Genomic DNA, 24,715 nt, shown 5'->3' with positions numbered 1-24,715 from the left:
CGTAGTGTGCAAAGAAAACGGCCCGCCAGAGCGGGCCGTCAGACAACAGAGGAGCAGGGTGCCTGCTACAACGCGGTGGCGGGCACGACCGGCAGCACCACCTTGGATGGGTGGGCCGCATCGCTATAGATCGTCAGCACGCCGATCAGCGAGTTGAGCAGCGTGGGCAGCGGCGGCACGCCTTGGGGCAGGTTGCTCGCGCCCACGGCGACGCGCAACTTGTGGCCCTTGGCGACCAGTGCACTGGTCGGGAATACCTCGACGGGCACCATAACGGCTTCGCCAGGCACAAGCGCCTGCACGGAGCTGGGCGTGAAGGGGTGCCACGGTTGGATCGTCAGGCCGTTCATCGTGCGTGAACGGCTTGTGTCCAACGCGCGCAACGAGGCCGTCTGCAGACCGTCGGTGAGCGGCGTGACATTGCCTGCGGCATCCACGTCGTCAATGCGCACCGATACGCCGGCATCCAGCGCAGTCGTGGAGATCCATACGTCCGCTTCAATTGGCCCGTTGAGGTAGACATCAGCCGGCATGGGCGGCGTTTCGAACTTCACATCAGCGGCTTCAGCCAGGGTGTCGTCGGTCTGGCATGGCAGCGGGATGAAGCCAGTCAAACCGGCTGTCCATTGCGCCAAGCTGATCGAGCACGCGCCGTTCAGTGGCTGCTGGGCGACCTGATTGCTGGCTTCATTGGCCGCGGGCGCTGTGGCTGACAGACTCTTGTCGCCGCGCAGGAAGAGCTGCTGCGCCTGCACTTGGGGATGCGGCCAGTCGGTCGCCGTGGCGTAGTGGCCGTGGCCAGTCACGTATTGCGTGACGTTCGGCAGCGCATCGGCGTCCACATTCATGCCCTTTACATACTGGTCGAACCACTGCAACTGAATATGGTTCAGCGGCGGCACGCCATCGACCGGCAACCCGTTGCCCACCCCAGCCTGCAGATGCGTCCATGGGCCGATCAGCAGCTTGGCCGGCGCCTGCGTCTTGATGGCCTCGTAGGTGAGCGGTTCGCTGCGCTGGAAGAGATCGTGCAGGCCGCCCACCACGAACGTCGGCACCTTGATCTTGCCGTCGTTCTCCAGCGGCGAGCGCGTCGCCCAGAACGCGCCGTCATAGGCGGTGGCGGTTGTGCCGAGCAGCGCTTGCAGCATGGTCGGCAACTGGAATGTCGTTACCGCAGACACCAGGTGCTGCAGCACCGCCGGCAGACCGATGGTGGGGTCGGTCACCAGTGTCGGGTCGGTCAGGCTCAGCACCGACACCAGCCCGAACCACGCCGGGATGAACGTCAGATTGGTCTGCCCGCCAGTAAAGACGATGTCGCGGTACCCATCGCCAATCGGCACGATGGGGAAGGCCGCCTTGACCGCCGGATGGTTCTGCGCCGCCGTGATGACTGTTGTGATGCCAAGGTATGACACGCCGTACAGGCCGATGGCACCGTTGCTCCACGGCTGCTGCGTGACCCAGTCGACCACGTGGCCGTAGTCGCTCTGCTCGTCGGCGCCAAAGGCGTCCCACGTGCCTTGCGACTGGCCTGTGCCGCGCACGTCCACCACCACCGTCGCATAGCCGTGCTGGACGATGTACGGATCGGCCGCACCTAGCGCGGCGCCAATTGACGCTTCGTACTGTGCGTTGCCGCCGTTGTACGAGGTCTGCACCAGCACGGTCGGGAATGTACCGGCGACTGCGTTGCCCGAGGCGTCGGCCGGCAGCGTCACATACGCCGCGAGCTTCGTGCCGTCGGGCATCCTGATGTATTGCGTGGCCTGCCGTGCGACACCGGCGTAGAGCGCGGGCGGGTTGTAGTCGACCCACTTCGCGCCCGCATTGCTCGTGATGGATGTGCCCGGCAGCGCTGGCGTGGCACGTGTGCCGAGCGTGGTCCAGTTGGCGGCGGCAGGCCGTACCGGCTGCATTGGCTGCATCGTGGTGTTTGAATCGGTGGGTCTGCCGTAAGGGGTGGCGACAGTCGAGCCGCCATCGCCGCCGCAGCCCGACAGCGGAAGCGAAAGCGAAAGCGCCGCGCACAGTAGCGCCGACATCAGGATGCAGCTGTGCCGCATGCGTGGGTTGCCCATTTGCATGGGGTGTCTCCTCTTGAATGCTTTTGTTGTGTATGGGGGGAATGGCCGGCGGCGCCGAGGGTGGCGGCACCCGGCCGATCGCTGCCGGTCAGGAAGCGAAACAAGCGACGATGCCAGCGCAGAAGAGGGGTGGGTGACACGGCCGACCACGCGCCAGCGGGCTTGGGCGCACGGATAAAGCACCAAGCATGCCTGTCGACATGTCGCCCACAGGTGGCGCTGTACGGCGCGCTGTATGGCGATGTAGCAAGTGTGCCGGGGCGTGGAACGCAGCCCACGTTACGTAACGTTCCCCGTAACGGGCGGTCTGGCGCGGCGGTTTTCGGATGAGGATTTTGCACCCCACCAACGTAGGGGCGCTACCCGCCAACCCCCGCCCACAGGGCGTTTCAAACAGATCAAAACGACAACGCATGCATGCACATGACGCGCGGTGGGCGGCGCATTGGCATTGGCATGGACGTTGCAGAGTCAGGCTGGGCAGGCCCGGCACAGGGCGCCACGTACAGACAGCAAAACCAGCACAGACCGAAAGGGGGCCATCATGAATCGCACTATTCAAGACCTCGAGATTGCCGCAGCCATCGACTCAGACTTGCTGCGCCGCCGCGAGCAGTTTGCCGGTCAGCCTGCCGCGTGGCGGGTGTGGTCCGAAGCCGCGCACGTTGCCACACTGAACGAACGCGCACGGACCGCCTTTATCGAACACGTCGCCAATAGCCGCGGCGCCGATATCGCGTTGCGCCTGCTGCTCAAAGCACAGTCGATTCGCGATCAGGTTACGCAGACGCTGCTGATGGAGAAGACGCCAGCCACGCTCCATTGAGCTTCGAGAGGGATGCAGGCTGCGTAAGGCGAAGTGGGACTTGGCGCCTTCGATACGCTTGCATTGGGCTTGCTTGGCGCTTGCAAGGGAAAACGCCACAGTGCAACGTCGCCTGTTGCTGGCGGGCATTGACCGCGTTGAAGCACGCATCCCGCAGCCATGTCAGCTGTTTCTTGATCGCCTGCCCAACTTGTCGGGCGAATGACCAGCTATTACTCCCCCGCAATATGGGCAGCAAAGTGGGTTGCATCAGCGCAAAAAGAAAAAGCCCTGAAAAATCAGGGCTTTGTGTGCAATTCTGGCGGAGAGAAGGGGATTCGAACCCCTGATAGGCTATTAACCTATACACGCTTTCCAGGCGTGCGACTTCAACCACTCATCCATCTCTCCGGAAGCCCGCGATTGTAGCACACCGTGCAGGGCCGCCAAGCCCCCAGCGCTCGTGTTACACGCCAGCCTCCAGCACGATAAAACCAGAGGGGCGTCTCTCTTGCGGCGCGCAGGCGTTTGAACGTACGCTCTGCCGCACAAAAGTCACAAAAATAACGATATCCGGAGACCTTCACCCCATGGATTTGGACGTCAACCACAAGCCGGTCAGCGTTGATTGCGACCCGGCCACGCCCCTCTTGTGGGTGCTGCGTGATCACCTGAACCTGACCGGCACCAAGTTTGGCTGCGGCGTTGCGGCGTGCGGCGCATGCACGGTGCATGTAGACGGCGCGGCTGTGCGGTCCTGCGTGCTGCCTGTGGCAGCCGTGGCCGGCAAGCACATCACCACCATCGAGGGGCTGGCCGGTGGCGAAGGCAAGCGCCACGCGTTGCAGCAAGCCTGGGTGGACGAGCAGGTGCCCCAGTGCGGCTACTGCCAATCCGGCATGCTGATGGCTGCCGCTGATCTGCTGACCAAGAGCCCGGACCCGAGCGACGCCGACATCGACGCGGCCATGACCAACATTTGCCGCTGCGGCACGTATCCGCGCGTGCGTGTCGCCATCAAGCGCGCCGCCAAGGCACTGCGGGAGGGGCAGGCATGAACGCCAACGCGACGAAACTGCCGAAGGTGCGTTCGGGGCGCCGCCGTTTTTTGCTGGGCGCGCTTGGTATCGGGGGCGCACTTGTGGTGGGTTGGGGCGTGATGCCGCCGCGCAGCCGCCTGGGTGATCCGGCAATCTTTCCTGAACACAATGGCGAGATCGCGCTGAACGGCTGGATCAAGATCACGCCCGACGGCGACGTTGTGCTTGCCATGCCGCGCGTGGAAATGGGGCAGGGCATTCACACCGCGCTGTCGATGCTGGCGGCGGAAGAGCTGGATATTCCGCTCACGCGCGTGCGCATCGAAAGCTCGCCGGTAGAACGCATCTACGGCAACGTGGTCGCCATGGGTGACAGTTCGCTGCCGCTGCATCCCGATAGCGCTGACAAAACCTGGGCGCGCGCACTGCACTGGATCATGGCCAAGAGCGCGCGCGAGATCGGTCTCATCATCACGGGTGGCAGCAGCAGCACGGCCGATGGCTGGCAGCCTGTGCGCGAAGCTGCCGCCACGGCGCGTGCTGCGCTAGTGGAAGCGGCAGCACGCGAATGGAATGTGTCGGCTGCGCAAGTGAGCATCCGCGATGGCCAACTGATCGGCCCTGGCGGCAAACAGGCAACGTTTGGCAGCATGGCAAAGTCGGCGCGCGGCATTTCTGCGCCGTCCAGCGTTACGCTCAAACCGGCTTCGCAATACCAACTGATCGGCAAGCCGGCGCAGCGCAACGACTTGGCATCCAAGACGGATGGCAGCGCGCGCTTCTCTATCGACACACGTCTGCCCGGCATGCTGTATGCGGCCGTTGTGATGTGCCCGGTGTTTGGCGGCAAGCTCAAGTCGTTCCAGTCGAAAGCGGCACTTGGCATGCCAGGCGTGCGTTACGTGGTGCCCTTTGAAGGCGCTGCTGGTGGCGCACCCGGCGTGGCGGTGGTGGCTGACCACTACTGGCAGGCGCGTCAAGCTCTGGCAACAGTCGAGCCTGTGTGGGACAACGGCCCGCATGCCACGCTCGATTCTGTGGGCATCCGGCAGCAGCTCGTCAGCGCGCTGGACAGCGACAAGGGCGGATTCACCTATCGCTCGCTCGGTGACGGTTTGAAGGCGTTCAGTGAAGCCAATCAGGCCAACGGCGCCACCCTGGTTGAAGCCGAATACACCGCGCCGTATCTCGCGCATACCACAATGGAGCCGATCAACTGCACTGCGCAGGTGACGCAGGACGGTGTGCACCTCTGGGCGCCCACGCAGGTCGCCACGCTGGCGCAACTGGTGGCCGCACGCGCGGCAGGTGTGAGCGGCGACAAGGTTCGCATCGACATCCCGCTCATCGGCGGCGGTTTCGGGCGGCGGCTGGAGTCAGATTTCATCGGCCAAGCCGTGACCATCGCTACCAAGACCGAAGGCAAGCCGGTACAGGTCATCTGGTCGCGTGAAGAGGACGTTCGCCACGACTTCTACCGCCCACACGCGATTGCCCGGCTCAAGGCGCGGGTGGAGAACGGCAAGATCACGGCCATTGCCTCGCGCAGCGCCGGGCAATCGATTCTGGCGGGTGAGCTGGACCGCCTGTTCGGTGCGCCCTCGGCGGGTATCGATCGCTACACCGCGGAAGGGCTGTTCGACCTGCCGTACGAGATCGAGCACGAGCACATCGCGCACGTGGCGGTCGACTTGCCCGTTCCCGTGGGGTTCTGGCGCAGCGTCGGCCACTCATACAACGGCTTCTTCATGGAGGGCTTCCTCAACGACGTGGCGGCGGCGGCCAAGCTCGACCCGCTGGCGATGCGGCGTGACTTGCTGAAGGCGCATCCGCGCGAGCTGAAGGTGCTCGACACAGCAGCGCAGGCGGCAGGTTGGGGCCAACCGCTGGCACCGGCCCCAGATGGCGCACCGCGTGCGCGCGGTATTGCGCTGCACCCGAGCTTCGGCTCTGTGGTGGCGCAAGTGGTGGAGGTGTCGTTGAAGGACGGTAAGCCGCGCGTGCACCGCGTGGTGTGCGCGGTCGATTGCGGCACGGTGGTCAACCCGGGCATCGTTGCGCAGCAAATGGAAAGCGCAGTCATCTTTGGCCTGACGGCGGCGTTGTATGGGCGGATCGACATCAAGGACGGGCGGGTCGTGCAATCGAACTTCCCGGATTATCCGGCGCTGAAAATGGCCGAGGCGCCCCTCATCGAAACGCACATCGTGCCGAGCACGGCCGAGCCCACCGGTGTGGGCGAGATTGGCGTGCCACCGATCGCACCGGCCGTGGCGCATGCCGTGGCGCAGTTGACTGGCAAGCCTGTGCGGCAGTTGCCGATGGTGTGACGCCGCTTGCGTTGAAACAGAAAAACCGCAGGTTTGCGCCTGCGGTTTTTTCTTTTTTGCGGCGAGGCCACAACGCTCAGGCCGCGTCCGGAAACACCGGCTCACCCAGATTCAGCATCAGTCGATTCGCCCACGCAAAGATCGCCACGGCGTGGATCAGGTCAAGAATCTCCGCATCCGTCAGCCCTGCGGCTTTGAGTGGTTGCAGGTCTTCGCCACGCACGTCGCCGGGGTGCAGGGTCAGGTCGATCGAGAACAGCGCGATGGCCCGCTCGCGCGCATTTGTGCCCGCGATGTGCGGGTCTTCAAAGACCTGCTTGATCACGTCGTTACGCTTGGCAAGCTGCTCGAAGCGCTGCGCATGCACCGAAGCGCAGTACACGCAGCCGTTCACGCGCGATACCACCGTGCTGGCGAGTTCACGTTCGGCACGCGACAGGCCGCCCGGCGCGTACATGATCGCGTTGAACGCCGCCGAGCGCTGACGCAGGATCTCCGGCTGATGAACGAGAAAGCGGTAGTAGTCCGACGTCTTCGCCTTTGGGTGGCTCTCTTCCAGCACGGCGATCTGCTCGGGCGTGGCGCGGTCGAGGTCGATCACATCGAGCCACGCTTTCCATTCCAGCGATTCGTTGGTGAAGCCGTGGGCGCGGATGATCTCGGTCATGCTGCGGTTTCCGTGCGGGTGGTGGGGGTGGTGGGGGTGTTGGCACCGTTGAGTGCGTTCAGCGCGCGCAGGCCGACCGCCAGCCGCGTCTGATAAGACAGGAAGGCAATGAGCTGCGCGAGCGTGACAACGTCGGCAGTGGCAAGGCCCGCGGCGGGCAGGCGCAGCAGCGCTTCGCGGTCGCCTTCGATGGGGCGCTCGACGAGCGTGCGCGTGAAGGCGAGGATGGCGCGCAGGCGTGTGTCGGCCAGCGCGTCCGCGTCACCCTGGTCGACGGCTTGCAGGGCGCTGGCGTCAACCGGCGTGCCTGTCAGGCGTGCGCGGTAGTGTTCGGCCAGTTCGGGTGCGGGCGTCAGGCGGCAGGTATACAGCGCCACGAGCAGGCGTTCACCGAGTGTGAGACCGGGCAGCGCCGCGTCAAACAACGCGTCGTAGCTACCTTGTGTCGCCGTTGCGACCTTCTCGCGGGTGTGGCGCAGTGCGTGCGTGGCGCTGCCGTTGTTCAGGCCAGCGACCTGATCGACAACATCCTGTGCGGGCGTGAAATCCATCGATGAAAGGCTCCGGGAGTCGGGTACGGACGCGCCGCGCGCGGCCACCGCGCTGGCGAGGAAGCGTCGCACCGCGGCCCACGACTGGGCATCGGCGCGGGCATTGGCACGCGGCTCGCCGCCACCGGTGCTGATGCGGCCCGACACCGGGTGCGCATAGACGAGCTGCGTGGTTGGTATGTACGGGAAGACGATGGCGTGGCCCGCGCCTTCATAGTCGAAATGCTGCACGGGGTAGGGGTGGCGCACCTCGGCCAGCTTGGCGGTGACCATGCGCGAGTAATCGCCCGAGGGCCACGATCCGTCGTCGGTGGCAGAGAGCAGCAGCACCGGCCCACGCGCGCGTTCAATGCGGATGCGCGCACGCGCCACGGCATCGGCATCCTGCAGCGTGGTGCGGATGGCGCGTTCGTGCCGATGCGGCGCGGGGCCTTCGTCAAATGGCGCCCACGTGGCCGTGCGATTGCCTTCCCACAGATGCGGCAGCGGCTGGCCGCGATACAACCACGTCGGGCCCTCGCGGCCGACCGCAGGGGCGGCGGCGTTTTGTCCGCTGTGCACCACCGCGCCCGGCACATAGCCGATCACCGCAGATACTGCCTCGGGAAACGTCGCGCCCAACAGCAACGCTAGCTCTCCGCCGCGCGACTGGCCGCTCACGGCAACGAAGTCGTGCAGCGGTTGCACACGCTTTCGCAGCCACGCGAGGGCGCGTTCGAAATACTCCAGCGGCGTGTTGGAGATGTAATCCGACAGCCCCGGTGCCTTGAAGTACGCCAGTGCGAACGCCGCATAGCCGTGCGAGGCATACAGCGCTGCGCGCGGCTCGTTGATGCCGCCGCCCGAGCCATTGAGGATCAGCACGGCAGGGCGTGGGCCAGGGTGTGCATATGGGTCGGGCTGATACAGGGTGCCGACCAGGCCCTCCTCATTGTCCACCGCGCGCACCTCTTGGCGTGTCACCCCCGGTGCGGCCAGGCGCTGCACGAAACTCGCGTGGACCGACTCGCCATTGGCCGTGGCCGTGAGCGTGGTCGTCAGTGGCTCGGTCGCGGGTTGCGGAAAGACATCGCGCGCCTTGCCGTCTTCGGGGCGCTGGCTCCAGATCAGACCCATCGCGCTGACGCCGCCGTAGTCACCCGAGACGGGCGCATCACGGGTCAGATCGACGGTGCCCTGCGCATCGGCAACGAATGCGGCGCGCGCGTGCCAAAGTACGCCCGTATTTCTGTGACCGCCGCGACGCGTCTGCGAGACGATGCCGACCTGCGCGCCGGGCGCCAGCCCCGTCACGACAATCTGGCGGGATACGTCGATCAGATCATCTGCTGGCGTAACGCTGAGCGTGAATGCAGCCATGGCGGGCTTACTTGCCGTCTTTGGTGACCATCTGCGCGGCGGTGCGGTCGCTGGTCATCGGTGTCACCTTCAGGCCCTTCTTGGCGGCCCACACATTTTGGTAGTGGAAGAGCGGCATCACGCCCACGTCGTCCGATACCAGCTTGACCGAGTGGCGCAGAATGGCCGCGCGCTTCTCGACGTTGAATTCCTCGGTGGAGGCGTTCAGTGCGTTGTCCACCGCCGGGTTGCTGTAATGGCCCCAGTTGGAGGCGCCCAGGCCCTTCTTGGTGTCGACGGTGGCCAGCACGTTGACCAGCGCATAGCTCGCCTCGCCCGTGCCGTTGCCCCACGCCAGCATGCTCATCGCATACTCGTTTTTATTGGCGCGGCCCGAGTAGACCGACCAGGGCACCACCTCCACACGTGCCTTTACGCCGATGCGCGTCCAGAACTGCGCCACCGCCTGGGCCGTTTCCGGGCCTTGCGGGTAACGGTCGTTCGGCACGTGCATCACCAGGCTGAAGCCCTGCGGGAAACCGGCATCGGCCAGCAGCTTCTTGGCCTGCGCCGGGTCGTAGGCAATGTTCTTCACCTCAGGGTTGTAGCCGTAGGTGTCCGAAGGCATCCACTGGTTGGCGACGGTGGCGGCGCCTTGCAGGATGCGATCGACGATGGCCTTGCGGTCAATCGCCAGCGACAGCGCCTGGCGCACGCGCACATCCAGCAGTGGGTTGTTGGCCAGCGGCTTGCCATCGTTGTCGGTGATGTATTGGTTTGGTCCCTTGCGCAAGCTTGGCTGCAGCAGCATCACGCGCAGGCCAGGGTAGGCGAACACCTTCACGTTGGGTGATTGGCGCAGGCGTGCGAGGTCAGACACCGACACCTTGTCAATCACGTCCACTTCGCCCGAGAGCAGGTTGGCTGTGCGTGCAGCAGCGTTGTTGATGTAGCGGTAGTTGACCTTCTCCCAGAGTTGCTTGCTGCCCCAGTAGTTATCGTTGCGCGCCATCACCACGCGATCGCCGGGCACGTACGAGACGAATTTGTATGGGCCCGTGCCCACCACGGCGCGGCCGGCGTTGTAATCCTCCGTGGCGGCCTTTTCGCCCACGTGCTTGCTGACGATGTGCACGGAGGCGAGGTTCAGCGGCAGATCCGGGTTCGGGATGTTCGTCTTGATGACGAGCGTGAGCGGGTCGCGGGCCGAAACGGACTCCACCGTGCGCAGGTAGCCCGCGAACGTCGCCACGCTGCCCGGCACGCTGCGCGCGCGCTGGTACGAGAAGATGACATCATCCGCCGTGAACGGCTGGCCGTCGTGCCATTTCACGCCGGGGCGCAGCTTGAATTCCCACGTCTTCGGGTCCAGCGTCTTCCACGACAGCGCCAAGCCGGGCTGCAGCTTGTTCCACTTGTTTTCGACCAGCAGATCCCAGAAATGCACATCGACCGAGCGGTCACCTGCGTGGTTGTTCAGTTGCGGGTCGAGTGACGACAGGGGATCGGCAAAGGCGATGTTCAGCGTTTGTGCGCCAACCGAAGGTGTGGCCACTGCGGCGGCAGCAAACAAGGCAACAGCAAGCGACGAGGCTAGGAGGCGTTTCACGTGGGTTCCCTTTTCCCTTTTTTTTTAAATCGTTGGCTTATTGAACGTCGTTCAAATGACACGCACTGATGTGGTTGACCGCAATGCCGCGCAGCGTCGGCGTTTCGATCTTGCAGCGGGGCATGGCGTGCGGACAGCGCGGGTGGAAGTGGCAGCCGGTGGGCGGGTGCAGCGGGCTTGGCATCTCGCCCTGGATGGCCGTGAACGTCTTGTGCCGGGCTGACAGGCGCGGAATTTCCGCCAGCAGCGTCTGCGTGTACGGATGGTTCGGGCGGCGGAAAACTTCCTCGGCCGGCGCGGATTCCACCACGCGGCCCAGGTACATGATCACCACACGATCCGACAGGTGTTCCACCACGCCGAGGTCGTGGCTGATGAACAGGTAGGTCAGGTTGAGCTGCTCGCGCAGGTCCATGAACAGGTTCAGGATCTGCGCCTGGATCGACACATCCAGCGCCGCTACCGCTTCATCGCAGACAAGCATCGACGGCTGCACGGCCAGCGCACGCGCAATGCCGATGCGCTGCCGCTGGCCGCCGCTGAACTGATGCGGATAGCGATCGCGCAAAGCCGGGTCCAGGCCCGCGCGCTGCATCTGCGCGGCCACGTAATCGGCAAAGTTGGCGCGGTCCGTCAACCCATGCACACGCGCCGCCTCGCCGACGATCTCTTCCACGCGCAAGCGCGGGTTGAGGCTGGCGTATGGGTCCTGGAAGATCATCTGGATCTTCAGGCGGGCCGCGCGGGCTTCATCAGCAGAAAGCTGTTCGACCCTCTTGCCGTCCACGCGTACCTCACCCGCCGATGGCGGCATCAAGCCCGCTGCAATGCGGCCGAGCGTGGATTTGCCGCAGCCCGATTCTCCTACCAGGCCGACGACTTCACCGGGCTGGATGGCGAGATCGACGCCATCCACCGCGCGCACCACTGCGGGCGGGTGTGTCAGGCCTACGCGTTGCAACAGGCGGTCACCCGCGCCGCTCTTGCGATCGCCAAAGCGTTTGCTCACCTGCTTGAGTTCTACCAGTGGCGTACTCATGCGAGCTCCCGAGGGGAGGCTTGCAGCGCGCCCGGATGGAAGCAGCGGACGAGTCGACTTGGCACCGGTTGGGTGATTTCGGGGCGCACGCCGCAGGCTTCGGTCACACGTGGGCAGCGCGCTGCAAACGCGCAGCCCGCCGGCAGCGACAGCAGGTTCGGCGTCATGCCCGGAATCTGGCGCAGGCGCTGGCCGCGGCGGTTCTCGCTTGGCAGGCTTTCGATCAGGCCCATGGTGTACGGGTGCAGCGGGGCGTCGAGCACGGCATCCACGGGGCCGTGTTCAACAATGCGGCCGGCATACATCACGGCCACTTCATCGGCAAGGCCAGCCACGACAGACAGATCATGCGTGATCCAGATCAGCGCGGTGCCGTGCTGGCGCGCGAGCTTCTGCACCTCGGACAGAATCTGCGCCTGGATGGTCACGTCCAGTGCGGTAGTCGGCTCGTCGGCAATGATCAGGTCGGGCCGATGCAGCATCGCAATGGCAATCGCCACGCGCTGGCGCATGCCGCCGGAGAGCTGATGCGGATACGCGCGCAGCCGTTCTTCCGGGCTGGGAATGCCCATCAGGCCGAGCGTGTCGCGTGCATGTTCACGGGCTTGCTTGTGGCTCATGCTGCTGTGCGCGCGTACGGCCTCGGTCATCTGCGCGTCGATGCGCAGCACGGGGTTGAGCGTCATCATCGGGTCTTGAAAGACCATGGCGATGCGGTTGCCCTGCAGCTTGCGCAGTTCGCGCGGAGCGAGCTTGGTGAGGTCGCGGCCCTGGTAGATGATCTCGCCGCCGACCACGCGGCCAGGCGGATCCACCAGGCCCATGATCGAGAAACCGGTGACGGATTTGCCCGAGCCCGACTCGCCCACCAGCCCGAGGATGCGCCCGCGCGCCAGCGAGAACGATACGTCGTCCACCGCCGGCAGTACGCCTTCGCGCGTGAAGAAATGCGTGCGCAGGTTGCGCACTTCCAGCGTTGTGCTGCTTGTTGAAGCCGTGCCGGACGCACTCATCGTTGCGTCCTCGGGTTCAGCACTTCACGCAGGCGATCGCCCACGAGGTTGATGGCCACCAGCGCCGACAACAGCGCGATGCCCGGATAAAAACTGATCCAGTATTGGCCAGACAGCATGTATTGGTATCCGTTGGCAATCAGCAAGCCCAGCGAAGGCTCGGTAATCGGCACGCCCAGCCCCAGGAACGAAAGCGTTGCCTCAAGCGTGATGGCGCGCGCCACCTGCAGCGTGCCGACCACAATGAGCGGCGGCAGACAGTTTGGCAGGATGTGCTTGAGCGCGATGCGCCAGCCGGGCAGGGCGAGCGAGCGCGCGGCTTCCACATATTCGCGGCGGCGCTCGACCAGCGCCTGCCCGCGCACCGTGCGCGCGTAGTACGCCCACTCCAGCAGCACCAGCGTCAGCACGACATTGCTGATGCTCTTGCCGAGGTACGCGAGGATCATCATCGCCACCAGCACCGACGGGAACGACAGCAGCAGGTCGACCGTGCGCATGACGATGCTGTCGACGCGGCCGCCGGCGTATGCCGCAATCAACCCGAGCAGCGTGCCGATAACGGCGGCCACCGCAGCCGAGCCGATCCCCACGCCCAGGCTGATGCGCAGACCGTAAAGGATGCCGGAGTACAGATCACGCCCTTGGCCGTCGGTGCCGAGCCAATAGGTGAATGTGCCCGTGCCGTTGGGCGAGCCCGGCGGCAGGCGCGAATCCAGCACGTCGAGCTGCATCAGGTCGTACGGATTTTGCGGTGTGATCCAGGGCGCGGCCAGCGCAGCCAGTATCAGCACCACCACAACCAAGAGCCCCAAGACAGCAACCTTGGAAGCCAGGAAATCCGACAGCACGCGCCGCCAGGGCGATTGCTTGCGCGGTGCGCGTGCTGCACGCACCGTAGATTGCGAAGTCGTATTCATGCAGCCACCTTCGGGAACGTGCCGATCAATGTGCGCCGCTGGTGCCGGTGGCGGGCAGCATTCGCGGGCGCGCGCCTCCTGGCTGCGCGGGGCTTCTGCTTGCTGCTCATAACGCCCCCTGCGCGTTATCCGCCGCGCGCACGCGCGGGTCCAGCATCCGATACAGGATGTCAACGATCAGGTTGAGTGACACGAACAGGCACACCACGACGATGAGGTAGGAAACGATGACTGGGCGGTCCAGCGCGTTGATGCTGTCGAGAATCAGCTTGCCTGCACCGGGCCACGCAAAGATGCTCTCCGTCACCACCGCGAAGGCGATGGTCGAACCCAGTTCCAGCCCCAGCACCGTCACCAGCGGGATCAGCGTGTTGCGCAGCACGTGCGCCAGCACCACCCGCAGCGGCGACAAGCCCTTGGCGCGTGCGAACTTCACGAAGTCCTGCGGCAGCACCTCGCGCACACCGGCAGATGTGAGCCGCAGCACCAGCGACAGCTTGAACAGCGACAGGTTGACCGCCGGCAGCACGAGGTGCCGCAAGCCATCCACCGTCAGCCACGACCATTCGATGCCGAACACGCGTACCGTCTCGCCGCGCCCGCTGGCGGGCAGCCAGCCAAGGCTCACGCTGAACGCCATGATCAGCATCAGCCCGACCCAGAACGTCGGCAATGAGAAGCCCACCACGCTGCCAGTCATCAGCAGCCGCGACACCGGGTGCCGCGGATACAGCCCCGCGAACAACCCCAGCGGCACACCGATCACCACCGCGATGATCAGCGCTGAAAACGCCAGTTCCAGCGTGGCCGGCAGGCGTTGCAGGATGAGCAGGATGGCGGGCTCGTTGTAGACGAAGCTCTTGCCCAGATTGCCGTGCAGCGCGCCGTTCAGGAAGGCGAGGTATTGCTCCCATAGCGGTTTGTCCAGACCCAGCTCGGCGATGATGCGTGCGCGGTCGACCTGATCCACGTCCTGGCCGATCAGGATGTCGACGGGATTGCCGATGGCGTGCAAGCCAACAAAAACGATCACCGTCATCACCAGCACGACCAGCAGTGCCTGGCCGATGCGGCCTACTAGCCAACCGAACCAGCCCGTCATCGTGCGGCCTCCTGGCGCGGTGTGGCTTGCGCTTCTATGCCTGGCGGCGATGCAGGCGTCCATTCATCGCCGAAGATTTCCGGCTCGGCATAGGCCTGGATGGCAGCGTAGTGCGCGTCGATGTCTTCCTGATACAGCAGCCCGGCAATGCCTTGCGCCAAGCGCTTCGCGCCTTCGCTGATGGCGGGAATGTCGCCCGAGACGCTGCCGTGCGAGACCGACGCCGGGTAGCAGAAGCAATGCACGCGCGACAGGCCGGGGAGCGTGCCGGGCGTTTTCTCGCGAAATTCGAAGGCGTGGCCGAGGTCGGGTGAATCGGCGAGTTCCGCATCTTCCTCGCCGGGGCGCGGCGTATAGCGGTCGCGCCATTGGCGGATGTGCGGTGCCAGCGCACTGAACTCGGGGCGCGCAGCCCAATCGGTGCGAAAGCCCGTCGAGAAGATCAGGAAGTCCAACTGGAACACGCCCTTGGTGGTGGCCACATGCAGCACGTTGTCGTGTTCGTCCACGCCCAGGATGCCGCAGCCTAGGTTGAAGCGTGCGTTCGGGTGGCGCGACACGCGCAGCGTGCTGCCGCGCGGTGGCGGCACTTGCTCAACGTTGATGTAATGGCGGATGCGCCATTTCCACGCGTCGGGCAGATGCAGGTGGCCGTGCACGAGGCCCGGGCTGCCGGCACCCTTGCCCTTGTTCACGCGCGGCAGGTCAGGGCGGCGGATCAGCATGTCAACACTGGCGGCGCCGGCTTCCAGCGCCGTCGCGGCCGAGTCCATGGCCGATGCACCGGCGCCGATCACGCCCACGCGTTTGCCGGCCAGTGTGCCGTAATCCATCTCGTCGGATGAATGCGCCCACCAGCGACGCGGCAACTGGTGCGCAAAGTCCGGCACCGACGCACCGCCGAGTCCATCACGTCCGGTAGCCAGCACCACGCGGCGTGCAAACACGCGCTGGGTTGGCTGCCCCGGTGCGTCGATCAGCAATGCAACGGCGTCGTCCTCGCGCGGGTGGATCGTCTGCACGCAGTGGTCGTTGCGCACGTCGAGCTGCAGCACGCGTCGGTACCAGCGCAGGTAATCCATCCATTGCAGACGCGGGATCTTGTCGAGCACCTCCCACGCATCGGTGCCGAACTGCGCTTCAAACCACGCGCGAAACGTCAGCGCCGGAAGGCCAAGCGCAGGGCCGGTCAGTTGCTTGGGCGAGCGCAGCGTTTCCATGCGCGCCGTCGTCGCCCACGGGCCTTCGAAGCCAAACGGGGCGCGGTCGAACACCACCACGCCGATGCCCAGATGCCTGAGCGACGCCGCTGCCGCCAGGCCGGCCATGCCGCCACCAATGACGGCCACATCCAGCACGGGTTGGCCGTCTACCGTATGCGGCAGCGTCCAATTTTTTGCAGGGAGTTCAAGCCAGGACAGGTCTTGGTGCAAACGCGCTTCCAGCGCTGCGAGCCCAGTGACCTGCGGCGCATTGTCTTGTTGTGCAGCGGTCATGCGGACGCGCCTTCGGTTTCGTTGATGGGTTCGCCGTACAGCACCTGCAGCATGCTGGCATGGCGTGCCGGATCGTGCAGCTTGCAGTCCGGCAGCAGGCGCTGTGCCGCGCGAGAAAGCGCGTCGGTCAGCGAGAGCACCGCTGCCGACGGCCGCTTTGCCTCGGGGGTGATCACGCCAAAGAAGAAGGGGATATCGGCGTCGATCGGGCGCACGGCCACGCCGTCGATTGGCACGCCGTATGCCGTGACCGGCTCCAGCAACGCCACGCCCAGCCCCGCACGCACGGCAGTCAACGCATTGAGCGACGCATTGGTCTCGATGAGCGAGACGGGTTCCACGCCGGCTTTTGCCAACGCTTGGTCCAAGCGGCGGCGCAGGCGATACGGGTTGTGCATCGTGACGATGCGGCGCCCCGCGCAATCGGCCAATGCCACACGCTTGCCAACGGCCAGCGGGTCGCTCGTCTGCATGGCAGCCACGCACGCGGCCTCACCAATCCAATGCACCGTCACGCCGCGATGCTCCAGCGGCAGGCTGCTGAGGCCAAGGTCGGCGGCGCCGGTCAGCACCGCGTGCACGACCTGCTCGGGCGAGGCGCTGCGAATCTGCACGTGCTGCGCCAGTTCCGACTCGTCGGCCAGCGCAGCGGGCAGCAAGCCTGCCGCCAGTGCGGACGTGGCCGCCAGGCGCAGCGGCCGTGCCTCGCCGCGCGCGATTTCTTCGGCGCGGGCGCGGATCTGACGTACGCTGATCAGCGTATGCTCAACGTCTTCGTACAACAGGAAACCCTGCTCCGTGGGCGAGACGCGCGGCCCCGCGCGCGTGAACAGGGCATAGCCGATCTCGGCTTCCAGATCCTGGATGAGCCGGCTGATTGCGGGCTGCGAACGGCCCAGCAGCTTGCCCGCCGCAGTGACGCTGCCGGTCGACATGACCGCGGCAAACGCTTCGAGTTGTCGGAGTTCCATCAGCCTGATTGATCCCGGTCATGCATGTGACTTGTGCATTCTGGTAGAGGCAGTATGTGAATTCCAAATAGTATTTTCTTATGTACTCATGCGTTTGGCGCGGGCAACCCCTATTTCGTGCGGTGCAAAAATTGCCGCGGCAGGCTCCGCCGCAGCGCGTACCTGCCGCTATTTAACGAAGGTGCCGTTCGGGCCGATCACGGTCAACTCGACGTAGTTCGATCCTTTGCGCAGGTTCGGGCCATAGCGGACGTCCAGGCCGCCCAGGTCGATCGTGCCGGCGGACTCCAGCCCCGAGATAAAGCTGGCGCGCGTGGGCGACTTGCCTGCACGCTTGAGCCCTTCAACCAGCACGCGCGCGGCTGCGTAGCCTTCCATCATGGCGTACGACGGCGCGACGCCGGCCGACTTGGCGCTGGACGCCAGCTCCCGGCCCAGCAAAGAAGTGGAGCGCACCGGCGAGGGCATCACCTGCGAAATCACCACGCCGCGCCCCAGCGCGCCGAGCGACTTCGCAAAGGCCAGGCCGGCATTGTTGGACAGTGCCGCAATCTGCGTCACCGTGCCTTGCTTGTTGAGCGCTTCGATCATCGCGCGCGCTGTCGTGCCGGGGCAGGCCAGGATCACCGCCTGTGGCGCGAACTTGCCCACGTCAGCCGTGGCCTTGGCGATGTCCGGCTTCAGGCGATCGACGGTGAAGATGGTGTGCGCGTCGGCGGGCAGCTTTTTTGTCGCGTTGTTGAAACCGATTTCGGTGTCCTTGCCGAAGGTGTCATTCACGTTGACGAGTGCCAGGCGGCGCAGGCCCAGCGTGTCGAAGTAATGCACCAGCTCGGCAATCTCCGACTGGTATTTCGCGCGCACCACAAAGAGTAGCGGGTCGGGCTGATCGAAGAACGCCGAGGCGCCGGTTGAAGGCGCCACCACCGGCGCGCCCAGCGGGCGGGCCTCTGTCATGACCGCCTCGGTATTCGGCGTGCCGCGCGGCAGGAAGAGGGCGAAGACCTGCTTGTCCGTCAGCAGCGTATGCGCCTGCTTCTTGGAAGCGGTCGCGTCAAAGCCGTCGTCTTCAGAAATCAGCTCGATCCTGCGTCCGTTTACGCCACCGGCCCGGTTCACCGCATCGAGATAGAGATTGGCGCCTTGCGTCATCTCCTTGACCTGTTCGCCGGCAGGGCCGGTGAAGCCCGCAGTCTGGCCGATGACGATCTTGTTGTCGGTGATGCCCGGTTCAGCCATCGCTTGGCCAGGCGCCAGCAACAGCCCCGACAGCCACGCGCATACGATGGCGCCACGCAAAGCGGCGTTGCGACCTGTCATGTCTCTCCCTTCTTCTGGGTGGTTGTTTTGTCTGTGTGGCCGATACCGCAGCACGCACCGCAGCATCGGCCGAACGATGCTAGCCGAGAAGCCTTGCGCCGCCCCCTCCGGATTTCCCTGGGGCTGCAACATTGCCGCAACGCTTCACGCAGGTTCCGCGCAAAAAAAACCGCCGTGCGAGACGGCGGTATTGGCAGTAACCAGTGTGCAGATCAGTTGTTCTGCTTCGTGATCTTCGTACCTTCGACCGACGCACCGGCCATCAGGCCCGCATTGGTCAAGTTGAAGCCGATGATCGGCTGCTGCGCAGTGTTGGTATCCACGGCGCCGTTTGCGCCGATCTTCGCCAACGCCACGGTGGCATCCACGCCGGCCGTCCAGCCCTGGCTGTTCTGGAATTTCTGCAGCGCTTCGTCCGTCATGAACAGAATGATGAGTGCACGCGATTGCGCACCGGCCTGGAAGCCAACTGACGCCGAGGCGATGTTGTAGTAGCCCAGCGGCCGGCCGCCGCCCGTGCGCAGTACGCCTTCGCCATATTGGCCGCCCACCACAAAGCCGGCGTTGAGCACCGACGGGAACACCAGTACGCCCTTGGCGCGCCCAACCAGCTCACGTGAGCCGCTGGCCGTGGTGTACAGGCGCGAGAGCACCGAATCGGCCTGCGAGTTGGTGGTGGCGTGCTTGTTGGTCGACGACATCACGTCGGAGCCCTGCGCATTCGGGCTGGTGGTGGTACAGGCCGCAATCTGGGTGCCGAGCAGTGCGACGGCGGCAAGCGTTGCAGCAGTACGGCGGCTGATGAGGTTTTTTTTCATGGCGATCGATCTCACTGTCTCTGATGTTGACGAGGAACGCAGGCACGCGCGCGTCCCGGCTCTGACTCGATCCCATGCCATTGGCAGGGGTGTCGACCAAGATGGAGCAAGCGGCGTGCCCGCCATATCGCATGAGCGCCGGAGCGTTCAATTCCTGACATTAGGCGAGATTTGTGCCGGATGTGGCGCTTTTACCTCTCTGCTTTGTAAAAACGCAAGCCGACTGCAATGCGAGTCGCTTTTTTATACCCAACAAAAAACCGGCGCTTCAGGCCGGTTTTTGTGCGGGGCAGGTACAGCAGGGCGTGGGATCAGATCCAGACGATCAACGCTGCCACGCCAATGATCAGGCCGAACTTCACCACGTAGTAGACCTTGCGGTTCCACGCCTTGAAGCGGCGCCGGTACTGGCCCATCGCCCAGACGTAGCGGAACAGCTTGTTGATGCCGCCGGTCTGGTCGCCGTCATCGTTGGGCGAGCTGGCGGCGGTCATGACTTTGCGGCCGAGCCACTTGTTGATGCGCTGCGCCCAGCCGAATTTCATTGGGCGCTCGATGTCGCAGAAGAGGATCAGGCGGTCCTTGTCGGAGGCATTTTCAGCCCAGTGCAGGTAGGTCTCGTCAAAGACCACGCCCTGGCCGTCGCGCCAACTGTGGCGCTCGCCATCGACCTCAATAAAGCAGCGGTCGTCATTGGGTGTGGCAAGCCCCAGGTGATAGCGCAGCGAGCCGGCAAACGGGTCACGATGCGGGTTCAGTTTGCCGCCCGGCGGCAGCTCGGCAAACATTGCGGCCTTCACGCTGGGCAGATCACGCAGCAGCGCGACGGTCTGCGGGCAGAGCTGTTCGGCTGACGGGTGATGTGCCTCGTACCACTTCAGGTAGAAGCGCTTCCAGCCATTCTTGAAGAACGAGTTGAAGCCGGCGTCGTCGTTCTTCTCGGCGGCCTTGATCTTGCGCAGGTTGATGAGCGCCAGGCCTTCGTCACGAATCTGCGGCCACGCGGCCTGCAGTTTTTCCAGATCTGGAAAGCGCTCGACCGGCACATATGGCGTCTGCGGCACGCCCGAGAACGCATACATAAAGCAGTTGACCGGCGCGACCACGGCCGAGTGGTCGAACATCTGGCGCCAGAATTTCAGGCGCACCTTGCCGCGAAAGTGCACATACAGAATGGAGCCCAGATAGAGGGCCACGATAATCCACTTGATCAAGGCGATTTCCTTGCCGCGCGGAGGCGGTCAGCAATTGAGTGCTTGCGCTGGCAGCGCAATCCGGCATTTTACCCGTGGCGAGGCCGCCCCGGCGCGAAAGGCCGCCAACATTGCACCGTGGTTTTGTGACGCCACGTTACCGTTTGCGCCGTCTTTGCAATATGGAACCGCTGTGTTGAACTGTCGAAAAATGTGCGCCGCGTTCTACAATTCTGCTTTCGTCCGCCACGCAGCTTGGCTGAGGGCGATCACCGGAGGGAACGATGGACGTCAAAAAACGCGCCGAACAACCCAGCGAGATGCCGACCACCATCGGCATCGTGCCGGGCAATGCGGAATCGCTGGAAGCGTCCATCCGCCGTGCGCAGGAAGCACTGTCCGCGGTGTCCGCGCGGCTGGCCAGTCGGCCACCGGCATCGCGCCCGAAGCCGGCCGCAGAGCGTTTTGTTGAAACGGATAACACCATGTTGCCGTCCGAAGCGCGCGCCCTGGCCGAACGCTGCATCGCCGGCGAGGTACTTGAGCCGGCAGCTATGGCGCGGGCGTTTTCCGCGTTGCTGGGGCAGATCGATGGACTGGAAGCCGACCACGCCGGCCGGCGCCGCGTGCTGCGGCAATGGATGGTGAGCCAACTCACCTACAAGATGCTGTATCTGCACCACACCGGCCAGGATTCGACCGTACCGCCGCGGGCGTTGCGCGCGCAGAAAGAGCAAGTGAAGGCGCAGGTTTCGGCCCTGCTGGATGCGGGGCGCGCCTACGCCGATGTGCGCCTGACCGAGCTGCGATTTACCGAGGATCGCAGCGTCGGGGTTCAGGGCTGAACGATCAAGCGATCAATCCTCGTCGTCGTCCGGTTCGGAGTCGAGGAATTCACGGCGGGTGAGCCAGTCGGCGATGGCTTGGTCGCAGGCGCTCTTCAGCTTGGACTTGTTATCCACCTTGTCGAACAGCGTGAAGTTCATCAACGCCAGGCCCAGGTCTGTGATGTAAAACATCCGTTTCGGGTTGTCGAAGTGGACGATGCGGCCATCGATGTCGCCTTCGTCTTCCGGCTCGGCCGGTGCGTCTTCGAGTTCGACCACGCGACAGGTGAAGCGCGGTGCGCGGGTGTGCGTCAGATACTCAAATTCATCGTGCGACACTTCGCCGGACGGTGTGACGGCAATGGCGAAGCCCCAAATAAAGCGCGGGGTCGGCAGGTCCGACAGCTCGTCGATTTCATCCATCCTTGTTTCTCCAGTCTGATGACGGCTTGTATTAACGGCGTATTATCGCGCGGCCCGTGCCGCACGGAAAGCACAATGCAGGCCCGATATGATGAGGCGCTGATATGACAGACCCCCGCGTGCAGCGCATACGGGACGGCCTGGCCGCTCGGCAAGCGTTTAATGCCGACGCGCTGGTTCCGTGGATTGTTGCCGGCCAACGCGTTGGCTGGCTGAGTCACGAGCGCGCTTCGCTGCTTGCGCGCTGGCCGCAGTGGTTTGACGTGTCGGCGCACCGGGTCGATTTGCGCAATACCTTGGCCACTGAAGCCGAGCGCACCGCCGCGCTGACTGAAGTGATCGCGCGTCTGGCTGAAGACGGTCACGTGTGCGGCTGGCGCGACGAGCGTTTCGCCGTCAACACGGGCTGGGGCACACCCACGCTGGCGCTCATCGAACGCGCTGCTGCGCGTTTCTTCGGCATCCGCACGTATGCAGCGCACATGAACGGCCTGATCGACGGCGCTGATGAAGCTGGGCCGGCGCTCTGGCTGGCCCGCCGTGCCCAAACCAAACCGATCGACCCGGGCATGTGGGACAACCTCGTCGCCGGCGGCATTGGACATGGCTTCGATGCGCGCGGCGCGCTGGAGAAAGAGTGCTGGGAAGAGGCTGGTATTGGCGCCAGTTTGGCGGCCCGGTTGGTGCCGCGGGGCACGCTGGATGTGCTGCGCGAAGTGCCCGAAGGCATCCAGTGCGAAACGCTCTTCGCTTTCGACCTGACACTGCCCGCCAGCTTCGTCCCCGCCAATCAGGACGGTGAGGTGGCCGGCCACCTGCGCGCCAGCCCCGACGCGGCGCTTGATATCATGGCGGACTTCACGATGACGGTCGACGCCACGCTCGTCACCCTCGATGCCCTGGGGCGCCTGAATTCGTCCCATGCGCCGCAGCGGTTTGCGCCCGACAACAATACATAAAACGCTTCATGAGTCACTCCGGTTTCATTCTCACCCTGTCGTGCCCGGACCAGCCCGGCATTGTTCACGCCGTGTCCGGCCTGCTGTTTGAGCAGGGCTGCAATATTCTCGATTCGGACCAGTTTGGTGACGAATTCACGGGCCGCTTCTTCATGCGCGTGCATTTCGTGCCGCAGGGTCAGCCGCTCGACCTTGCTGCATTGCGCGACCGCTTTGCGCCCATCGGCGAGCGCTTCTCCATGCAGTGGGGCATGTTTGATGCCGCTGTCAAGCCGCGCGTGATGATCCTCGTCTCAAAGATCGGCCACTGCCTGAACGACCTGCTGTTCCGCGCCCGCGCCGGCCAACTGCCGATCGAGATCGCCGCCATCGTTTCGAACCACCGCGATTTTTACCAACTGGCCGCGTCGTACGACGTGCCGTTCATGCATCTGCCGCTGCTGCAGGGCACGGACGCGCAGAAGGCGCAGCAGGAAGCCCGCATCTGGGAAATTGCGCAGGAACAGCAGATCGATCTGGTCGTGCTCGCGCGCTACATGCAGATTCTTTCGGACGCCCTGTGCCGCAAGCTGGAAGGCCGTGCCATCAACATCCACCACTCGTTCCTGCCGAGCTTCAAGGGCGCCAAGCCTTACTATCAGGCGCATGAGCGCGGCGTGAAACTGATCGGTGCGACGGCGCACTACGTGACGGCTGACCTGGACGAAGGCCCGATCATCGAACAGGAAATCGAGCGCGTAGACCACAGCATGGACCCAGAGCAGCTCACCGCGGTCGGCCGCGACGTGGAATGTGTGGCGCTGGCCCGTGCCGTGAAATGGCATGCGGAACATCGCATTCTGCTCAACGGCCACAAGACCGTCGTCTTCAAGTAATGCAATCAGAGTAGGGGGCACGCGATGCGACAGATCATCCTGGATACGGAAACCACCGGCCTGAATGCCGCCACCGGCGACCGTGTGATCGAAATCGGCTGCGTGGAAATGGTCAACCGGCGCCTGACGGGCCGCAATCTGCATTTCTACTTCAACCCCGAGCGCGAGATCGACGCGGGCGCGATGGCAGTGCACGGCATCACCAACGAGTTCGTGGCCGACAAGCCGAAGTTTGCGGAGGTCGTGAATGAGATTCGCGACTACGTGCAGGGCGCCGAGGCAATCATTCACAACGCGGCGTTTGACTTGGGCTTTCTGGACATGGAATTCCAGCGCTTGGGGCTGCCGACATTCCGTGAGCATTTGTCTGGCCATATCGACACGCTGCGCGAGGCGCGCCAGATGTTCCCGGGCAAGCGCAACTCGCTGGATGCGCTGTGCGACCGGCTGGGCGTGAGCAATGCGCACCGTACGCTGCACGGCGCATTGCTGGATGCGGAACTGCTGGCCGAGGTGTACCTGGCCATGACGCGTGGCCAGAACACGCTGGTGATCGACATGCTGGAGTCGGGTGAGGGTGCATCGGCCCAAACTGTTGCCGTCGACCTGAGCGCGCTGCAGTTGCCGGTGCTGCTGGCCACTGAAGCCGAAGCCGACGCGCACGCAGGCGTGCTTAAAGAGATCGACAAGGCCAGCGGGGGCAAGACCGTCTGGACGCGCGAAGCCGTGGAAGCGCCGCCACCAGTTGCCTGATCAAAAAAAGTGCGGCCAAGGTATTTACACGGCAGTGTCTTTTCGACATAATCTCGTTTTCACCGCATTCGGGTGGTTAGCTCAGCGGTAGAGCACTGCCTTCACACGGCAGGGGTCACAGGTTCAATCCCTGTACCACCCACCAAACTGGCGAGCAATCGCTTAAAAGGCCCTCAGGCAGATGCCGAGGGCCTTTTTCTTTGTCTCTCGTACTTTCTTCGACTGCTTCAGTTGATCCTTTTGCACAAAAGCGACAACAGAGGTTGCCGCACGCTCCTCCCGCATCAAAGACGGATCGCAAAGATCCATATGCACCGAACAGACGGTTCGTGCACCAATCACGCAATTGGCCGTTGCGAGAACCAGCGGATATTGTCGGCGCACGCGGCTGTCAGCGCGAGGATCGGCACCGCTTTGTTGGCAGCCACCGCCGTACCCACATCGCACGAATCATTCATCTGAACGAGCGTGGGAACTCGCACGGACTGGTTACATACCAACCGGCAAGCACACGGATGTGGAATGCGCAGCGGCACGGGTATGGTTTCTGCTGTGTCGCAATCGACTCGATGGCGT

General features: G+C 64.3%; 21 protein-coding genes and 2 tRNA genes. 8 read left to right on the top strand and 15 right to left on the bottom strand.

Annotated features, from left to right (window positions below):
• Window positions 1–65 precede the first annotated feature (65 nt).
• Window positions 66–2,090, bottom strand: coding sequence for a CocE/NonD family hydrolase (locus tag PSUB009319_RS18050; protein ID WP_124383575.1), 2,025 nt, complete (start codon window positions 2,088–2,090; stop codon window positions 66–68).
• A gap of 544 nt (window positions 2,091–2,634) precedes the next feature.
• Here PSUB009319_RS18050 and PSUB009319_RS18045 point away from each other — a divergent pair.
• Window positions 2,635–2,916 carry a hypothetical protein gene (locus PSUB009319_RS18045; RefSeq protein ID WP_124383574.1) on the top strand — a complete coding sequence of 94 codons (282 nt, stop codon included), beginning with the start codon at window positions 2,635–2,637 and terminating at the stop codon, window positions 2,914–2,916.
• A gap of 299 nt (window positions 2,917–3,215) precedes the next feature.
• Here the strand turns inward: PSUB009319_RS18045 and PSUB009319_RS18040 are convergent.
• A tRNA-Ser gene (locus PSUB009319_RS18040) sits at window positions 3,216–3,306 on the bottom strand.
• A gap of 179 nt (window positions 3,307–3,485) precedes the next feature.
• Here PSUB009319_RS18040 and PSUB009319_RS18035 point away from each other — a divergent pair.
• A complete protein-coding gene (locus PSUB009319_RS18035; protein WP_124383573.1) occupies window positions 3,486–3,953 on the top strand; it encodes a (2Fe-2S)-binding protein in 468 nt (155 codons plus the stop codon).
• Window positions 3,950–6,265: a xanthine dehydrogenase family protein molybdopterin-binding subunit gene (locus PSUB009319_RS18030; protein ID WP_124383572.1), complete on the top strand. Its 2,316-nt coding sequence runs from the start codon at window positions 3,950–3,952 to the stop codon at window positions 6,263–6,265. Before PSUB009319_RS18035 ends, PSUB009319_RS18030 begins: the two co-directional genes overlap by 4 nt.
• Before the next feature lie 76 nt (window positions 6,266–6,341).
• Here PSUB009319_RS18030 and PSUB009319_RS18025 read toward each other — a convergent pair whose 3' ends face one another.
• From PSUB009319_RS18025 to lpxO, 12 genes are all read right to left on the bottom strand, one after another.
• Window positions 6,342–6,932: a peroxidase-related enzyme gene (locus PSUB009319_RS18025; protein WP_124383571.1), complete on the bottom strand. Its 591-nt coding sequence runs from the start codon at window positions 6,930–6,932 to the stop codon at window positions 6,342–6,344.
• On the bottom strand, window positions 6,929–8,842 hold the full coding sequence (locus PSUB009319_RS18020; protein WP_124383570.1) for a CMD domain protein: 1,914 nt from the start codon (window positions 8,840–8,842) through the stop codon (window positions 6,929–6,931). Before PSUB009319_RS18020 ends, PSUB009319_RS18025 begins: the two co-directional genes overlap by 4 nt.
• A 7-nt stretch (window positions 8,843–8,849) precedes the next feature.
• A complete protein-coding gene (locus tag PSUB009319_RS18015; protein ID WP_124383569.1) occupies window positions 8,850–10,430 on the bottom strand; it encodes an ABC transporter substrate-binding protein in 1,581 nt (526 codons plus the stop codon).
• 37 nt (window positions 10,431–10,467) lie between these two features.
• Window positions 10,468–11,469, bottom strand: coding sequence for an ABC transporter ATP-binding protein (locus PSUB009319_RS18010; protein ID WP_124383568.1), 1,002 nt, complete (start codon window positions 11,467–11,469; stop codon window positions 10,468–10,470).
• Window positions 11,466–12,482 (bottom strand): ABC transporter ATP-binding protein, encoded by a 1,017-nt coding sequence (locus PSUB009319_RS18005; RefSeq protein WP_124383567.1) that lies wholly within the window; start codon window positions 12,480–12,482, stop codon window positions 11,466–11,468. The genes PSUB009319_RS18010 and PSUB009319_RS18005 overlap by 4 nt, the downstream gene beginning before the upstream one ends.
• Complete coding sequence (locus PSUB009319_RS18000; RefSeq protein ID WP_124383566.1) at window positions 12,479–13,402, bottom strand: ABC transporter permease; 924 nt, start codon at window positions 13,400–13,402, stop codon at window positions 12,479–12,481. Before PSUB009319_RS18000 ends, PSUB009319_RS18005 begins: the two co-directional genes overlap by 4 nt.
• Before the next feature lie 106 nt (window positions 13,403–13,508).
• The gene (locus PSUB009319_RS17995; protein WP_124383565.1) at window positions 13,509–14,504 is read right to left on the bottom strand and encodes an ABC transporter permease; all 996 of its coding nucleotides are present in this window, start codon (window positions 14,502–14,504) and stop codon (window positions 13,509–13,511) included.
• Complete coding sequence (locus tag PSUB009319_RS17990; RefSeq protein WP_124383564.1) at window positions 14,501–16,000, bottom strand: NAD(P)/FAD-dependent oxidoreductase; 1,500 nt, start codon at window positions 15,998–16,000, stop codon at window positions 14,501–14,503. Before PSUB009319_RS17990 ends, PSUB009319_RS17995 begins: the two co-directional genes overlap by 4 nt.
• Window positions 15,997–16,971, bottom strand: a complete 975-nt coding sequence (locus PSUB009319_RS17985) for a LysR family transcriptional regulator (protein ID WP_124383563.1) — start codon at window positions 16,969–16,971, stop codon at window positions 15,997–15,999. Before PSUB009319_RS17985 ends, PSUB009319_RS17990 begins: the two co-directional genes overlap by 4 nt.
• 168 nt (window positions 16,972–17,139) lie before the next feature.
• Complete coding sequence (locus tag PSUB009319_RS17980) at window positions 17,140–18,291, bottom strand: ABC transporter substrate-binding protein (RefSeq protein ID WP_124383562.1); 1,152 nt, start codon at window positions 18,289–18,291, stop codon at window positions 17,140–17,142.
• Between the two features lie 212 nt (window positions 18,292–18,503).
• On the bottom strand, window positions 18,504–19,109 hold the full coding sequence (locus PSUB009319_RS17975; protein ID WP_124383561.1) for a YSC84-related protein: 606 nt from the start codon (window positions 19,107–19,109) through the stop codon (window positions 18,504–18,506).
• A 311-nt stretch (window positions 19,110–19,420) separates the two neighbouring features.
• Window positions 19,421–20,323 (bottom strand): lipid A hydroxylase LpxO, encoded by a 903-nt coding sequence (gene lpxO, locus PSUB009319_RS17970; protein ID WP_124383560.1) that lies wholly within the window; start codon window positions 20,321–20,323, stop codon window positions 19,421–19,423.
• A gap of 263 nt (window positions 20,324–20,586) precedes the next feature.
• On the opposite strand from lpxO, the gene PSUB009319_RS17965 reads away from it, so the two are divergent.
• Entirely contained in the window at window positions 20,587–21,147 is a 561-nt protein-coding gene (locus PSUB009319_RS17965) for a hypothetical protein (protein WP_124383559.1), read from the top strand.
• Window positions 21,148–21,159: 12 nt separating this feature from the next.
• On the opposite strand, the gene PSUB009319_RS17960 is transcribed toward PSUB009319_RS17965, so the two are convergent.
• Window positions 21,160–21,552: a hypothetical protein gene (locus PSUB009319_RS17960; protein WP_124383558.1), complete on the bottom strand. Its 393-nt coding sequence runs from the start codon at window positions 21,550–21,552 to the stop codon at window positions 21,160–21,162.
• 104 nt (window positions 21,553–21,656) lie between these two features.
• On the opposite strand from PSUB009319_RS17960, the gene PSUB009319_RS17955 reads away from it, so the two are divergent.
• The 4 genes from PSUB009319_RS17955 (at window position 21,657) to PSUB009319_RS17940 (ending at window position 24,284) form a co-directional block, all read left to right on the top strand.
• Window positions 21,657–22,511, top strand: a complete 855-nt coding sequence (locus PSUB009319_RS17955) for an NUDIX hydrolase family protein (protein ID WP_124383557.1) — start codon at window positions 21,657–21,659, stop codon at window positions 22,509–22,511.
• Between the two features lie 8 nt (window positions 22,512–22,519).
• Window positions 22,520–23,386: a formyltetrahydrofolate deformylase gene (gene purU / locus PSUB009319_RS17950; protein ID WP_124383556.1), complete on the top strand. Its 867-nt coding sequence runs from the start codon at window positions 22,520–22,522 to the stop codon at window positions 23,384–23,386.
• Window positions 23,387–23,410: 24 nt separating this feature from the next.
• The gene (gene dnaQ, locus PSUB009319_RS17945; protein WP_124383555.1) at window positions 23,411–24,139 is read left to right on the top strand and encodes a DNA polymerase III subunit epsilon; all 729 of its coding nucleotides are present in this window, start codon (window positions 23,411–23,413) and stop codon (window positions 24,137–24,139) included.
• A gap of 70 nt (window positions 24,140–24,209) precedes the next feature.
• Window positions 24,210–24,284 (top strand) — tRNA-Val (locus PSUB009319_RS17940).
• The last annotated feature ends 431 nt before the right edge of the window (window positions 24,285–24,715 follow it).

It is taken from the genome of Ralstonia sp. SET104 (assembly GCF_003851545.1).
Lineage (GTDB): Bacteria > Pseudomonadota > Gammaproteobacteria > Burkholderiales > Burkholderiaceae > Ralstonia.
The sequence above is the reverse complement of the archived record's forward strand: the minus strand, read 5'-3'. Positions and strand labels throughout refer to the sequence as shown.